The sequence below is a fragment of the Limnohabitans sp. Rim8 genome (assembly GCF_943326455.1).
Taxonomy (GTDB): domain Bacteria; phylum Pseudomonadota; class Gammaproteobacteria; order Burkholderiales; family Burkholderiaceae_C; genus Limnohabitans_A.
Window position 1 is genome coordinate 17,859 of sequence record NZ_CALPTI020000013.1, and the last position, 15,404, is coordinate 33,262.

Consider the following 15,404-nt stretch of genomic DNA (forward strand, 5'->3'; position numbering starts at 1 on the left):
CTTTGCATGGGCAGGCCGTTTACGACTCGCTCTGCACGGTGTTCAGGTAACCATGCACCGCCAACCCCAATTCTTGTCGCGAAGCCTGCCGCGTCCGATCACCCCTGAACACCAATATTTCTTGCGCACACCAGCCGTACGCGATGGCGTGAACCATGGCTGACATGGACGTGATTTGCGACAAAGGTACTGCAGGGTAACGAGACTTGAAGGCATCTGACCAAGTCTGTTGAATCCCCATATGAAATGCCCGAAAACCTTGCAAATCCTCCACTTGACGCTCGATCATCATCAAGGCCGCCCACTCTTTGGGTTGCTGCAAAGCCATCTCTACGCAATCGTCCAGCATGGCGTCGATCAAGGTACTGAACGAAGCGTCTGCGTGCCGAACCATGGTCTGACGCAAGGTTCTGATCAAGGCATCCCTTCGGGTTCGCATGGCCGAGGCAGCCAGAACTTGCAAATTTGGAAAGTAATCGTAAAAAGTTCCAATTCCAACACCAGCGATATCCACTACGTCGCGCACTCTGACTTTTTGAAAATCCCCAGTGAGCATCAAAACCCGAACAAAGGCTTGCTCCAACGATAGAACAGTCATCAAACCACGTTGTTGACGTGGAATCTTCCTAGGAGCGTTCTGATCAAACTTCACAATGGGTAGCGGTTAAAAAAATCCCGAACAAATATATGAACACATAAGGTAACATATAGGTCAACAAGCCCATTATGGCCGTTTTTAAAAATTGCGCTTCTAATCTTTTCACCCCATTTTGGGGAATTTCACAAATCCATGTCGATTCAGTCCATGAACAATCAGCCTTGGGGCACTGAAGACGGTGAACTGCTGCAAAACCTCAGAAAAAAAGCGGGCATCGATGCGCTCGTTTTCGCACGCGCTAACACCATCTCTGCGGTCCAACTTCAGGAATTGGAAAGTGGAGAGGGTCGGAGCTTTTACAACCCGCTGATCAAGCGGAATACCGGTATCAAGCTGCTCAAGAAACTCGGTTATGAATACCCTGTCACCGCCATGCAGGTGACAAAACCCGCCTCTGATGCCTTGATCGCAGCGCCTGCCCCTGAAGTCGATAAGGTCGTCGAGCCAATTGTTTCCTCAGCGGTCAACCCTAAATCTTTTCCAAACCCATTCGTGACGCATCCATTCCTTTTGACAGGGAGCCTGCTGTCGATTGGCTTATTGGGGTTCTTGACCCTCCAGCAGCTAGATGCGTCACCAACCGATACACCTAGACCCGCCGTGCTTCAAAGTGAGCGCATCCAACCGAATGGGTCCACATCGGCACCACAAGACACGCAAGCATTACCCAATTTGACCAGCAGCTCTGTGCCAGAAGCGATGCCAAAAACATCCAACTTTGAGCCATCTGGCGTAGCCGCAAATCCAGCAGCTGACCGGAACCAACTCGGATCGGTCAAATGCGAAGACAGACACCGAAAAAACAGCAAATCCCACACCCCTATCAACCCGCTGAAACCCGGAAATTACATCTACATCGAAGCCCGAGCAGACAGCGAGTTGTGCGTTCTGGACAGCGAAAACAAACTCTTCGTCATCAGCCTCAAAGCAGGCATGAACCAAACGGTCAATGGATTGGCCCCTTTTCTGCTGCACACCAGTAACTGGCAAGGACTTCAGGTCTTTTTCCAAGGCCGTCCTGTCCGCCCAGATCATGGTGACAGTGCTCACTTGTTACTCAAGAGCTTGCCGCTTTAAGCCAGCTTCGCTGAACGCACATTCCAGCATGGCATACATCGCCAACTAAGCCAGTGTTACTTTGCGGCCGTTACAATCTTTGGTCTGCATGCCACCGTAGTTCAATGGATAGAACTCTCCCCTCCTAAGGGAGTGATACAGGTTCGATTCCTGTCGGGGGCACCAGCCACCTCCCCCCCAACAATCCGCTCTCCTTCAACACGGTGCGGATTCTTATTTAAAACGCGATTTTTTCAGCCTCCAAGTACGCCAAGCTGATGTACTTGCCAATGTTGCCCTCAAAGCCTTCCATGGTTTTGGCACGCGAAGCCACTCGGAGGTCTTTCACCACTGCCGCCCTCGCTTCGGCCTCGGACTTGCCGTCTTCGACCGCTTTGAGGCTTGGCTCCCAGATACCTGCCATGAAGTCGCCATAGGTCTTCAGCAGATCCTGACGTGCACGGCCGTGCCCTGGCACCCAGAGTTGCTCGCCAGTGGCCGCCATCAAAGCTTTGTAATACTTGAATGTGCCGGGGTAGGAGCCATCGTCCATGTTGGCAATGCGGTTGGTCATGGCGATGTCGCCCACGGCCGTCACTTTGTCCTGCACGATTTCGACACTCAAATCAGAGGGTGTGTGGGCTGTCCCGTAGTGGTGCATGCGCAAACTCACATCGCCAAACTGGATCACTTGGCCCTGATGAACGACGGTATTGGGAATGACCACTTGCGTGCCAATGGTCGACTGATTGGTCCAACGCTCCATCAGGCTGCGCCAGAGATTGCCTTCCGCACCTTTGAGTTTTTCAATGCTGCTGGCCAACGAGTAGATGGGCAGCTTGTCTCCGTAGGTTTTCACAAAGGCATGGTTGCCCAGCCAATGGTCACCATGGTAGTGGCTGTTGAAGACGGCAACCACAGGCTTGTCGGTCACTTTGCGGATCATTCGGATGGCCATTTGGCCAATTTGCAAGGACGCGCCCGAGTCAATGACCACCACACCCACGGAGGTCACAACAAAGATGATGTTGGCCATCATGCCCCGGTTCTGAGGGGTCGGAAATCCATCGGGTGAGTAAATCATCCACACATGCTTGGACAACTGCTGCGCCGGGATATCGGCCACCGCTGGCCCCTCAATGAAACTTTGAGCTTGCTGGGCAAATAACCGGGCCTCGGGCAAAAGGGCCACACCACCCACAGCGGCACTGGCCAACAACAAATGTCTTCTTTTCATGCGAATTCCTTCAAGGGAAACAGCGCGCCGATGCGCTGCGTGCCTTAAACCACGTAACCCTTGTTGGGCAAAGCACCGATGATTTTGGGGGTGTTGAGTTGGCGTGGCTTGATGCGACCGCCTTGGGCTTTGAGCCAAGTTTCGACCACTTCCCAGACCTGCTTGTTGCCCTGGTTGCGCGCCTCTTCGGCCACAGGCGCCCAACCGGCCACCTTGTACTTTTTACCCGCTTCGATCAACTGTCCCTTCAATCGCATGTCGCTGATTCGGTTGCCCGCCGTGCCCACGGGGTTACAGCTGTATGTCAAGCCGCCCACACGCACCATGTCACCGCCTTGCTGGTAATAGGGATCGGGGTTGAACAAGTTGTCGGCCACGTCTTCGAGCACGGTTTTGATGGTCTCGCCCGTCATCTCAGTCACCGTAGCAAAAGAGTAGGTGGTGGCCGTCATGTCGAGCAACCACTCCCGCGAAATGGCTTGCCCAGGCAAAAGCGTGGTGCCCCAACGGAAACCCGGCGAAAACGCCATGTCGGCACCTTGCACGGCCATCAGGGCATCCAGCAACAGCTGGTCACCCGTGCCATTGAAGTTGCCACGGCGGTAAAGCAGACCATCGGTCACAGCCAGTTTTTCGGCCAGTTTGGACTCGTAGGGCGCACGGATCTTGTTGATCAACGCCTCCATCTCTTTGTCGGCGGGCAGCATGTTGGAAAACACCGGCAGCAGCTTGTAACGGAAGTCGCTGACTTTCTTGTCCTTGACTTCAAAGTCGAGCACACCCAAAAACTTGCCATTCGAGCCCGCGTTGGTCACCAAGGTCTTGCCACCTTTGTTGGAAACAATCGAAGCCACAGGCATGCCATCGTGCGTGTGGCCGCCCATGATGGCATCAATACCGCTCACGCGCGTGGCCATCTTGAGGTCCACGTCCATCCCGTTGTGGCTGATGACCACGACCACTTGCGCACCTTTGCCACGGGCCTCGTTCACCATGGCCTGCATGTTTGCGTCTTGAATGCCAAACGCCCAATCGGCCACCATGTAACGCGGGTTGGCAATCGGGGTGTACGGAAACGCTTGACCGATGATGGCGCAAGGCACACCGTTGATTTCGCGGATGACATAAGGCTTGAACACCGGGTCGCCAAAGTCATTGGTCTTGACGTTTTGGGCCACAAAATCGATCTTGCCTGCAAAGTCTTTTTCGATGATCTCTTTGACGCGCTCCATGCCCAGGGTGAATTCCCAGTGGCCCGTCATGACATCCACACCCAGCAATTTGCAGGCATCGACCATGTCTTGTCCGTTGGTCCAAAGGCTGGTGCCCGAGCCTTGCCAGGTGTCACCACCGTCGAGCAGCAAAGCACCTGGACGGCTGGCCTTCATGCGCTTGACGAGCGTGGCCAAGTGGGCAAAACCGCCCACTTTTCCGAAGCGCTTGGCTGCTTTTTCAAAGTCCAAAAAGGTCAGCGCATGCGCCTCTGCTGTGCCGGGTCGGATCTTGGCGACTTGCAGCAAATGCTCGCCCACCAAATGCGGCAAGTTGTTCTGCATCGAACCAATGCCGAGGTTAATGCTGGGCTCGCGGAAATAAATCGGCTTGAGCTGGGCATGGCAATCGGTCATGTGCAAAAAAGACACATTGCCAAATTTGGGAATGTCGTACAAGCCATTGGCCGCTGTGGCAGCGCTGGCTTCTGCAAAAGAGCCCATGCTCATGCCAGCCATGGTGCCAGCGCCCATGACCTGGATAAATTCGCGTTTAGAGAGATTCATATTTGTAACCACTGATATATAAAGGTCCAAAAAACCCGGACTAGCCGGGTTTCAGTGCTTATTGGTTGACGGGCGATTTGGGGTCGAGCAACAGACCCACAATGTGCCGAACCTGCGTTTCAGTCAAGATGCCCATGTGACCTGCGCGAGGCATGTTGGAACAGGCGTTGTAGGCCTTGGAGTTCCAGATCTTGCCCCAGGTGTATTCCACGATGGCTTTGCTCGCTGGGTCATCCGGATTGGACACGCCACGGATCTTGCCGTAGTTGTATAAGCTTGGACCCAGCGTACCGTAGGAAATTTCTTTCTTGTCCATCTGATGGCAGTTGTAGCAATTGCCACCGTTGACCGCTGTGGCCGAATCGGTCCAAGTCAGACCGCGACCGCTTTGGGCAATGACTTCGCCCTGCTTCCAGTCGCCAATGAACTTGCCATCCGATGGCCATTTGATGGCCTTCATATTGGCTTCTTCGATGCGCTTGGCGGTTTTATCGTCCAGTGGCTTGCCAGCCACATCGGCTTCACTGCAAGCGCGGTTGGTTTCGTCCGTGGCGGTGATGCGCTCCACCTTGACATGGCTTTGGTCACGGAACGACGCCTTGACGATCTTGTCGGTCAGGTCATTGAGTTCTGCCACAGAGGGGCCAGAAGCGCAGCCAGCTGCCACCAAAGCGGCTGCCAGACTGGCCAATACAAGTTGGGTCTTTTTGTTCATAGGTTTCTCCTGCTCTGATCAACGCTTGATGGCCGGGGCAATCGAGGCGGCGCCTTTGGCGTTCACACCGAGATATGTGGACAAAGCCACGGTGGCATCACTGCCAAAACCGGGATAAGGAAAACGCTGCTGGCGATAGCAATCGTTCAAGCGCAGCTGCATGCTCCACATCTGGCCGTTAGAGACGCGGTAGGCAGGCCAGGCCGCAAAGCCCACACCATCACCCGGGTTCTTGGTCAAAATCGGCAGGTCTTGCAAACGGATACGTTTGCCCTCTTCACCGTGGCAAGAGGCACATGAAAAATCATGGGTGCCGCCGCGTTGAAAAAACAAACGCTTGCCCACTTCATAAAAAGTTTTTTCTTGTGCGTGCGATTGCGACAAATTGAATTTAAGCCCCTTGGACTCTGCTGCGATCCAAGTGGCCAAAGCCGTCACATTGGCCATCTCACCGCGACCAAATGCGGTCTTAGAAATTTCGGCGGCGTTGAAACCTTGCAAGGTTTCCATGCACGTGACGAGGCGCGACTCCAAGTCTTGCATGCGCTGCGTGTCAGCAAAGAAGCGGGGCAACTCGACAAAAACGCCCTTCACCACCCCCGGACCCTTGCCCAGATCACACTTTTCAAGCGAAGCATTTTTGGGCCCACGGGCTTTTTTCCAAAGGTCTTCACCTTTGGCTTCATACAGGTCTGCGGGATTGCCGTCTTGCAACATGGCGCGGTATTCGTCAATGCCTTGGCTTGTCGTCTTCTGGGCCAAAGCGGGCCCAGAGAAAACCGCCAAGGCCGCCACGAAGGAAAGAGTCGTTAATTTTTTCATGGTCACCTCTTTTGTTATTGTCAAAAGCAAAAAGGGTGAAGTTGTGGCTTCACCCTTTGCCATCTCATCGTCCGATCACGACACCGTGGCTTCGTCGGTGCGTGTGGCACCTCGGTTGTCTTTCCAGGTCACGGCAATCTTGTCGCCTGCTTTGGCGCCCTTGACGGCGAACTGCATAAAAGGGTTCTTCGACACAGCTGGGCCCCACTCGGCAGTCAAAACGACTTTGCCGTTGTGGGTGGCAGTGACTTCCTGGATGAACCAGGCGGGAATGAGGTTGCCGGAAGCATCACGCCGCTGACCTGCTTCCATTTCGTGGGCCATGAGCACACGAACGGTTGCTTTGTCACCCGCTACTTGAGCACGAATGCGCATTGGATCTGCCATGTTTCTCTCCTAAATCTTTCAGTGAATCAATGTGTGGACGGTGTCTGCAAGCGTTTAACCGCCGCAACCACCCAAAGTGACTTTGACTTCTTTTTTGGCCCACAAAGCACGGCCGTCGTTCATGATGGCCACAGCGTAGACATCGGAAGACTGACCCATCTTGGCGCGGGTCGAAAAATTGGCATCCACGGCATCGGTCACATTGAACATGGCGACCAATGCAGACGGGTTCTTCTCGACCATGATCAGCAAGTGCTTGACGCCGGCCAAAGACGTGCTGGCACCCAAGGGCACCACGGCACCGTTTTCAGCGATGTCAGGACCGGTGATGGTCACGTCTTTGCTTTCAGCCATGCTTTTGGCACCCGCAGCGCGGGCGGCGTCTTGCACTGTTTTGGCATCGAATGCGGCTTTGTTGACAGCGGCTTGTGCGAACTGTGGAAAGCCAGCGGAGGCCAAGAGGCCAGCCACAACAGCGCTTTGCTTGAGTGTCTCGCGACGGTTTTGCATCTGATATCTCCTTTGATGGTTGAGTGATGCTAAAGAAACTGGTTCAGCAGTACAACGGGGAACACCCGTATTATTTGCCGGCTCCCTTGGAAATCCATTCGGCCATCTGCTTGGCGTCTGCATCAGGCAGGGTTTGTGCGGGCATAGGGATTTGACCATAAACACCCACACCGCCGGCCTTGATTTTGCTCAAAATATAGTCGGTCTTACCGGCTTGTTTTTTGGCAATTTCGTTGAACCCAGGGCCCACGATTTTCTTGTCTACACCGTGGCAAGCTGTGCAACTGTGCTTGTTGAGCAAAGCGATGACGGCCTTGGATTCATTTTTTTCTGGCTTGGCAGCCGTCACTGGTGCTGCTGCAGAGGCGCCTGGCGTACCAACTTTGGACTCTGGACGCGTTGTATCTGCACCCCGCTGTGGTCCAACGATCCGGGTTTGCTCTTGCAAGTTGCCGTGTGCGTTGCGCGCAAACTCTGGCAAAAACGAAGCCACTTTTGGCTCAGGCGTGCAGTCTTTCATGCAAATTTTGTTGTCTGTATCGGGCTTTTTGACGCCCCCAAATTCATTGCCAGGCCACATGGCATGCGCCGTGGTCATGCCATTGCGGTTGGGCATGCGGGCCTGAACTTCGGCGATGTTTTTGTCAGACAAGACAAAGTTGTCCGGCACGATGTTGCCCAGATTCAACATGAACGCTGTGACGGCATACACCTCTTCCGTGGTCAAGGTCTTGGGGTTGGTCCAAGGCATGGCACGGTTGACGTAGTCCCACAAGGTTGAAACCGTGGGCAACTTCATGAGGGTGGTGCGGCCTGGGTAGTCCGCGCGCTGCAAATTGGCCACCCGACCCGTTTTGATGTCTTGGGCTGTCGTTCCGCCCACGATGGGACTGAAGACCTCATTGGATTCGCCAAAAACGCCGTGGCAATGGGCGCATTTGGCCTCCCACACATCCTGGCCTTTGGCCACCGAACCGGAACCTGCTGGCAAGCCTTTGAAGTCGGGACGCACATCGATGTCCCACTTGGCCACTTCTTTGGCCGTGGCCTCGCGGCCCACGCCCGGAAATTTTGTGCTCTGTGCGCTGGCCAAGCCCGCAGCAACCAGACAAACAACGGCTAAAACGGCATCACGAAACTTGGACATTTTTCACCTCACCGTTTTCCTGCACCAACCAAGATTGGATGGCGTTGTTGTGATAGATGGATCGGGTTCCGCGCACAGCACGTAACTGTTGGTACGTGGGCTGGACATGACCGGTCTCATCTTGAGCGCGGCTTTGGATGATGGCCGGTTTGCCGTCCCACACCCAGTTGAGGTTGAATCGGGTCAGGGCCTTGGACAGCACCGGAGTTTCCAGCCGAGCTTGACGCCAGTTGCGTCCGCCATCGGTCGACACATCCACCCGTTTGATCTTGCCCTTGCCCGACCAAGCCAAGCCTGTGATGTTGTAAAAGCCTTTGTCCAGCAGCACCTGACCGCCAGAGGGCGTGGTGACCACGCTTTTGACTTCTTGAATGTTGGTGTACTGGCGCTGCAGACCATTGGGCATCAAATCAATGTAGTGAATGGCCTCGTCTTTGGCGGCGTAAGGCTTGTCACCCACCTCGACACGTCGCAAGTATTTGATCCAGCTCACGCCTTGCACACCCGGCACCACCAAACGCAGGGGATAACCGTTTTCGGGGCGCAACATTTCGCCGTTTTGGCCATAAGCCACGATGACTTCACCCGAGGTGATCAGGCTCATCGGAATGGTGCGGGTCATGGACGAACCATCGGCGCCCTCAGCCAAAACAAACTTACGTTTTTTCAGATCAGCACCTGCCAACTCGAGCAAGGTGATCAGCGGCACGCCCGTGAACTCGCTGCAAGAGATCATGCCGTGCGTGTACTGAACCGTGGGCACCGCCACGTTGCCCCATTCGGTCGCCGTATTGGCACCGCACTCGATGAAGGCGAAGCGCGAGACCGATGGCAAACGCATGATCTCGTCCATGGTAAAGACCATGTTTTTTTTGACCATGCCATTGATCATGAATCGGTGCTTGGAAGGGTCGATGTCCCACCAGCCTTGGTGGTGCCGCTCAAAGTGCAAACCACTCGGCGTGACGATGCCAAACAAGGACTGCAGTGGCGCGAACGACACCGAAGCTTGCGTGGTTTGCGTCAACCCAGGGCTTTGGCGGCGTTGCAAGTTGGCTTCGTACTGAGAAGGCTTGCCGTAGCCTTCTGTTGCCACACCCTGTCCCAGGCCTGTGGTGTGCTCAGGGAGATTCAAAATATGGGGATCACCCCCCTCAATCGGCACCGGATTGCCCTGCGACATGGCCATGGGCACTGCGGCACCCGCAGCAGCAGCAGCAAAAGCGTTGCGGATGAAATCACGGCGGCCCTTTTTGCCCTCGGCAAAGACTTCCTTGACGCCGCTGGGGGTCAGAAAGTGTTCGGGTGCTTTTTGCACTCTTCCTGAATTGATGGTGTCTTCGTTCACACAAACTCCTGGTTCTGGGTGGGCCATCTCGACCATTTCCAAACTGCCATTCGCTGACACAGTGAGACGAGTGGCAACAGTCAGAAACCACACGGCTCAAGCTCAAATGGTCATTAAGTCAGTATATTCGGATGTGCGAATATATACGATAAGCAATGAATCTGAATCAGGGATTACACGGAGACAACATTCGAGTCAGGACCAACCCTGATCACTTGAATTTGTAATGGTCTCGGTTGAGAACCGCAGCCACAGAAGTCACTTCTTCCGGAAACATACCCAAGTTCAGCTGGCTGTTGCATTGCTCAACCATACCTCGCAAAAAACCAGCCGTATTGATTCGTCCCTGGGGTTTGTACATGGCGCTGCCATCGCCCCCCACTTTGGACACATGGCATGCCACGCACTTGTTTTCCGCGATCAATTTCTCACCGAGCTTGTAGTCGGCTTCTTTAAAAAAAGCGTGTTGGGCCAATGCAGCACCCGTGAACGCCACTGCGGGACTCACCACCATCAGAAACTTGATGAAGTTCATAGTATTTTCCGCAAAAAAAAACCGCTCAAAGTGTGCACCTCGAGCGGCAAACAGAAGCCTCGAATACCCATCGCGCTTTTACATTGTCGATTCAAACAAACCGCGAATGGCTGTTTTACTTGGCACCCGCCAGAATCCAAGTGGCCAATGTCAGAGCATCCGCATCGCTCAAAGCGGCTTGTGCGGGCATGGGCACAGGGCCCCATTTTCCAGCACCACCAGCCTTGATGCTCTTGGCCAAATTGGCTGCTGCATCTTTCTGACCTGCATATTTTTTAGCCACATCGTTGTAGGAGGGGCCAACCATTTTTTTGTCAGCTGCGTGGCAAGCCATGCAGTTGTTTTTCTTCGCCATGTCCAAGTTGGCAAAGGCTGGGGCAGACGTCAATGCAGCCACAGCGGCCACAGCAAAAATCAATTTCATCAAAACTCCATCAAGAGGGGGGGTGAATATAACTAATCGCTAATTTAACCGAAATCAATGCGGATCAGCACAACCCAGACCCATTTCGGCGTCAGGGATTTTACTGAGTGACGGTGATTGAAAGCGCCCATGTCATTACAGAAAAGCGGCCATCAGAGTGGCCCTTGACTCTCTTCAAAGTTGTGGCGCACGAAAGGCTAAGCCTTTCATGCAGGACGCCCATCAACTGCCCGCTTGGACACCCAGTTTGCGCAAGATGGACTCCATCAGGCACCACTGCGTCAAGGCGCTTTGCAACAGGTTGGCCCCCACAAATGCCGTAAAGGCCAACCACCATTGGCTCACAAAAATGGGGCTGCCTTGAACACCCAAAGCCAAGGACAGCAAGATGAAAGTGCCTGCGACCAAACGAACGATTTGCCAAGATTTCATAATGAGTAACTCCGATGATTGAAAGAAAGGGAACATCAAGCGCCGTACTTTTTACGGTACGCCACGTAGTACAAAGTCGGGATGACGACCAACGTCAATACCGTGGACACAAAGATGCCGAAGATCAGCGAGATGGCCAGACCATTGAAAATCGGGTCGTCCACAATGAAAAACGCGCCGATCATGGCCGCAAGGCCCGTGAGCATGATGGGCTGGGCGCGCGTGATGGCCGACTGCACAATGGCCCGCTTGAAGTCCAGGCCGCTGTTCACTTGCAGGTGGATGAAGTCCACCAGCAAGATTGAGTTGCGCACGATGATGCCCGCCAGCGCGATCATGCCGATCATGCTGGTAGCGGTGTACTGTGCATTCAGCAAGGCGTGGCCCGGCATCACCCCGATGATGGTCAAAGGAATCGGCGCCATGATGATGAGCGGCGTCAGGTATGAACCAAACTGCGCCACTACCAACAAATAGATCAGGATCAGGCCCACGCCATAGGCTGCGCCCATGTCACGGAAAGTTTCGTAGGTAATTTGCGACTCGCCATCCCACTTGATGCTGTAGCCGCGCCACGCGTCTTCGGGCTGGTGGATAAAGTACTCTTCTATCCGCTCACCGTCCGGGCCTTTGATCTTCGCGATGTCGCCGCGCATCTTGAACAGGCCATACAAGGGGCTGTCCACTTTGCCGGCCATGTCGGCGTTGACAAAATTCACGGGCAGCAGGTCTTTGTGGATGATGGGTTGCTCTCGCAGCGTGTCGCTCACGGTGACCAACTCTCGCATGGCCACCACCTTGCCGGTGGCGCTTTTCACGCCCAGCTGCAGCAAGGCATCCAGATCGCCATGCAACTGCTCGGGCAGCTGAACCAAGGCGGGTACCGGGTACTTGCTGCCATCGTGCAAATAAGTCACCGACTCGCCCGCCAAACCGGCACGCAAGGTGGTCACGATGGCCTGTTGCGATACGCCCAGCACCGCAGCTTTGCGGCGGTCCACCAGCAGCAGCTTGCGAGGCGAGTCGGCAATGGAACTGTCATCGATGTCCACCACGCCATCGGTTTTTTCAAAAACGGCACGCACGGCCTTGGCCACTTGGCGACGGCCTTGGGCATCAGGCCCATAAATTTCGGCCACGATAGGCGACATCACGGGCGGGCCAGGCGGGACTTCTACCACCTTGACGTTGGCCCCATGGCGGCGACCAATCTCTTGCATTGCCGGACGCACACGCGTGGCGATCACATGACTCTTGTCGTTACGCTCGGACTTGCCCACCAAGTTCACTTGGATGTCGCCCAACTCGGCAGCCGCACGCAGGTAGTATTGGCGCACCAAACCGTTGAAGTTGATGGGTGAGGCCGTGCCCACATAGGCCTGGTAATGCATGACCTCGGGCACGGTGGCCAGATGACCGCCCAGCTCGCGCATCACAGCAGCGGTTTTCTCCAAAGGCGTGCCTGCAGGCATGTCCACCACCACCTGAAACTCCGACTTGTCATCAAAGGGCAGCATCTTGAGCATGACCAAACCCGTGGCGGGCAAAACCAAAGACAAGACAATCAGACTGGCCACACCCAGCCCCAACAGCTTGCGGTTGCGTGCACCGGTTCGCGCATCGAGCAAGGGCTTGAAGATTTTTTCGAACAGGGGTTCGAGTTTGGCGCTCAGACCGGTGTGACCGCCACCCTTTGCGCTCTCATCGTGCGCGTGGCCAGACGGCTTCATCCACATGCCCGACAACCAGGGTGTGATAACAAAGGCGATGGCCAGCGACAACAACATGCCCAAGCTGGCATTGATCGGGATCGGGCTCATGTAGGGCCCCATCAGGCCACTCACAAAAGCCATGGGCAACAAAGCGGCGATCACGGTGAACGTGGCCAAGATGGTGGGGCCGCCGACTTCGTCCACCGCGCCAGGGATGATCTCGCGGATGGTTTTGCCGGGGTAAAGCTGCTGGTGGCGGTGGATGTTCTCCACCACCACGATCGCGTCGTCCACCAAAATGCCGATGGAAAAAATCAGCGCAAACAGCGACACGCGGTTGAGCGTGAAGCCCCAGGCCCAAGAGGCGAACAAGGTTGCGGTCAGCGTCAAGATGACCGCCACACCCACGATGGCGGCCTCGCGGCGGCCCAGCGCCATGAACACCAGAGCCACCACCGACGCGGTGGCAAACAGCAATTTCTGGATCAGCTTTTGCGCCTTGTCGTTGGCGGTTTCACCGTAATTACGGGTCTCCACCACCGCTACGCCCTCAGGGATTACGGTGCCCTGAAGTAACTCGACCCGGCGCTTGACGCCATTGGCCACATCGATGGCGTTTTCGCCCGATTTTTTGGTAATGGACAGCGTCACGGCGACGAACTCTTCACCGCCATTTTTGGCGTTGTTGCCGTGCCAGACATAACGCTCGGCGGGCATGGGGCCGTCTTTCACGCTGGCCACATCTTTCATAAAGATGGGCTTGCCCTGCACCACTTGCACCACCAGATCGGCCACATCGCTGGCTTGCGCCAGGTGTGGACCTGCCTCGACGGCCACACTCTGATTGGCACCCAACAAATCCCCCACAGGCAAGCCCAGGTTGGCGGACTGCAAGGCCACGCGCAAGTCGTGCACCGTCACACCCGAGCCGTTCATGCGCTGTGGGTCAATTTGCACCAACACAGCTCGGCGCGGCCCGCCGATGGTGACCACATCGCGTGTGCCAGGCACGCGCTTGATGTCGGCTTCGATGCTGTGCGCCACACGCTCCAGATCAAAAGCGCTGACATCCGCGTTTTTACCGTGCAAAGTGAGGGACACGATGGGCACATCGTCGATGCCCTTGGGTTTGATCAGAGGCTCAGGCAAACCCAGGTTACGGGGCAACCAGTCAGAATTTTCGCGGATCGTGTCGTGCAATTTAACCAGCGCCTCGGTGCGCGGCACACCCACCTTGAACTGCACCGTCAGGATCGCCACGCCCGGGCGCGAGACCGAGTACACATGCTCCACACCGGCGATCTTGGAGAGCACCTGCTCGGCCGGGATGGCCACCATTTGCTCCACATCGCCCACCGACGCGCCCGGGAAAGGCGCAATCACGTTGGCCATGGTCACATTGATCTGCGGCTCTTCTTCGCGGGGCGTCACCATCACGGCAAATACGCCCAGCAAAAACGCCATCAGTGCCAACAAAGGCGTGATCTGCGCGCGCTGAAACATTGCCGCAATGCGTCCCGAAATGCCCATTTTTTGCTCAGTCATGGGGCTGCTTTCGGCAGTTTTTTAACCAAGCTGACGGGGTCTGTCGCCACCTGCTCACCCACGCTCACCCCAGACAACACCTCGACGGACTGGCCAGTGGTGCGGCCCAAGCGTACCTGGCGCAAACGTGGTTGGCCTTGCGCGTCCACCACGTAAACACCTGTCATTTCGGCACGGCGCACGATGGCTGTGAGCGGCAAGAAGACGCGGCCAACTTGGGCAGCATCTTTGACCCCGTTTTGAGGCACCGCACTGGCCGAGCTGCCAGGCACCCAAACTCGGGCGAACATGCCAGGCACCAAGCCATCAACACCCGTTGGCAAAGCCATGCGCAACTGCGCAGTGTGGGTCACCGGATCCACGGTGGGCAATAGTTGCACGCTGGCCGCTGCCACACTCTTTTGGCCCGCGATCTCGTAGCGAACCGATTTCATCTGGCCGCGCACGCCTTCAATCATGGACTGCGGCACTGCCGCGCTCACGCGCATTGCCGAGGGGTCGTGCAAGGTCACCAAGGGGCGGCCCGGCATGGCCATGTCACCCAAGGTGACGGGCACATCAGACACCACCCCATTGAATGGCGCGCGCACGCTGAAAAAACCTGTCTGGGTTTGTGCCGCCCGGGTTTGGGCTTGCTGGGCTTGCACCTGTGCTTGGGCGGCTTCGTACTGGGCCTGCGTGCGGTCGAGTGCGCCTTGGCTGATGTATTGCTTTTCAAACAACTGCTTTTGTCGCGCCAGATCTTGGCTGGCCACGCGCAAGCCCACTTGCGCTGCTTCAAGCTGGGCAGTGCTGCCCGCTACGTTTTGCTGAGCAGCGCTGGCGTCAATGCGCAGAAGCTCTTGCCCGGCCCGCACCCGGTCACCGGCCTTGACGTTCAAACTCACAATGGCTCCGGGCACTTGGGCAGACAAGGTGGCCTGTCGCACGGCCTCGACCACGGCATCCAGACTCACCTCCTGGGTCCCCGCCGTGCTGGCTTGGGCGGCCACACTTTTGACCGCTGTCTTCTCGGGATTGGCCCAAATCGGGATGCTGGTCAAAGCAGCAACTGCCATGGCCGATGCCCATATCCATTGTCTGTTCATTTGAGGTTTT

At 55.8% G+C, this 15,404-nt stretch carries 15 protein-coding genes and 1 tRNA gene; 2 read left to right on the plus strand and 14 right to left on the minus strand.

Features of this window, described 5'->3' with window-relative positions:
* Positions 1-19 precede the first annotated feature (19 nt).
* Positions 20-418 carry a hypothetical protein gene (locus Q1M54_RS10165; RefSeq protein ID WP_300556876.1) on the minus strand — a complete coding sequence of 133 codons (399 nt, stop codon included), beginning with the start codon at positions 416-418 and terminating at the stop codon, positions 20-22.
* Positions 419-790: 372 nt separating this feature from the next.
* Here Q1M54_RS10165 and Q1M54_RS10170 point away from each other — a divergent pair, with 372 nt between their 5' ends.
* Both Q1M54_RS10170 and Q1M54_RS10175 read left to right on the plus strand, forming a co-directional pair.
* Positions 791-1,735, plus strand: coding sequence for a RodZ domain-containing protein (locus Q1M54_RS10170; RefSeq protein WP_300556878.1), 945 nt, complete (start codon positions 791-793; stop codon positions 1,733-1,735).
* Between the two features lie 90 nt (positions 1,736-1,825).
* Positions 1,826-1,900 (plus strand) — tRNA-Arg (locus tag Q1M54_RS10175).
* Between the two features lie 52 nt (positions 1,901-1,952).
* On the opposite strand, the gene Q1M54_RS10180 is transcribed toward Q1M54_RS10175, so the two are convergent.
* From Q1M54_RS10180 to Q1M54_RS10240, 13 genes are all read right to left on the minus strand, one after another.
* Positions 1,953-2,951, minus strand: coding sequence for an MBL fold metallo-hydrolase (locus Q1M54_RS10180; protein WP_300556880.1), 999 nt, complete (start codon positions 2,949-2,951; stop codon positions 1,953-1,955).
* A gap of 44 nt (positions 2,952-2,995) precedes the next feature.
* A complete protein-coding gene (gene soxB, locus Q1M54_RS10185; RefSeq protein ID WP_300556882.1) occupies positions 2,996-4,729 on the minus strand; it encodes a thiosulfohydrolase SoxB in 1,734 nt (577 codons plus the stop codon).
* A 58-nt stretch (positions 4,730-4,787) separates the two neighbouring features.
* Positions 4,788-5,444 (minus strand): sulfur oxidation c-type cytochrome SoxX, encoded by a 657-nt coding sequence (gene soxX, locus Q1M54_RS10190; protein ID WP_300556885.1) that lies wholly within the window; start codon positions 5,442-5,444, stop codon positions 4,788-4,790.
* Between the two features lie 18 nt (positions 5,445-5,462).
* Positions 5,463-6,266 (minus strand): sulfur oxidation c-type cytochrome SoxA, encoded by an 804-nt coding sequence (soxA, locus tag Q1M54_RS10195; protein ID WP_300556887.1) that lies wholly within the window; start codon positions 6,264-6,266, stop codon positions 5,463-5,465.
* Positions 6,267-6,341: 75 nt separating this feature from the next.
* Positions 6,342-6,653 carry a thiosulfate oxidation carrier complex protein SoxZ gene (soxZ, locus tag Q1M54_RS10200; RefSeq protein WP_026039671.1) on the minus strand — a complete coding sequence of 104 codons (312 nt, stop codon included), beginning with the start codon at positions 6,651-6,653 and terminating at the stop codon, positions 6,342-6,344.
* 54 nt (positions 6,654-6,707) lie between these two features.
* The gene (gene soxY / locus Q1M54_RS10205) at positions 6,708-7,163 is read right to left on the minus strand and encodes a thiosulfate oxidation carrier protein SoxY (protein ID WP_300556889.1); all 456 of its coding nucleotides are present in this window, start codon (positions 7,161-7,163) and stop codon (positions 6,708-6,710) included.
* Positions 7,164-7,233: 70 nt separating this feature from the next.
* Positions 7,234-8,310: a c-type cytochrome gene (locus tag Q1M54_RS10210; protein WP_300556891.1), complete on the minus strand. Its 1,077-nt coding sequence runs from the start codon at positions 8,308-8,310 to the stop codon at positions 7,234-7,236.
* Positions 8,294-9,658, minus strand: a complete 1,365-nt coding sequence (gene soxC, locus Q1M54_RS10215) for a sulfite dehydrogenase (RefSeq protein WP_300556893.1) — start codon at positions 9,656-9,658, stop codon at positions 8,294-8,296. The genes Q1M54_RS10210 and soxC overlap by 17 nt, the downstream gene beginning before the upstream one ends.
* Positions 9,659-9,869: 211 nt before the next feature.
* A complete protein-coding gene (locus tag Q1M54_RS10220) occupies positions 9,870-10,193 on the minus strand; it encodes a hypothetical protein (RefSeq protein WP_300556895.1) in 324 nt (107 codons plus the stop codon).
* Positions 10,194-10,308: 115 nt separating this feature from the next.
* Positions 10,309-10,617 carry a c-type cytochrome gene (locus tag Q1M54_RS10225; RefSeq protein WP_026039669.1) on the minus strand — a complete coding sequence of 103 codons (309 nt, stop codon included), beginning with the start codon at positions 10,615-10,617 and terminating at the stop codon, positions 10,309-10,311.
* 222 nt (positions 10,618-10,839) lie between these two features.
* Positions 10,840-11,049, minus strand: coding sequence for a DUF2892 domain-containing protein (locus tag Q1M54_RS10230; RefSeq protein ID WP_300556898.1), 210 nt, complete (start codon positions 11,047-11,049; stop codon positions 10,840-10,842).
* 35 nt (positions 11,050-11,084) lie between these two features.
* Positions 11,085-14,306, minus strand: coding sequence for an efflux RND transporter permease subunit (locus Q1M54_RS10235; protein ID WP_300556900.1), 3,222 nt, complete (start codon positions 14,304-14,306; stop codon positions 11,085-11,087).
* Entirely contained in the window at positions 14,303-15,394 is a 1,092-nt protein-coding gene (locus Q1M54_RS10240; protein WP_300556902.1) for an efflux RND transporter periplasmic adaptor subunit, read from the minus strand. The genes Q1M54_RS10235 and Q1M54_RS10240 overlap by 4 nt, the downstream gene beginning before the upstream one ends.
* Between the last annotated feature and the right edge of the window lie 10 nt (positions 15,395-15,404).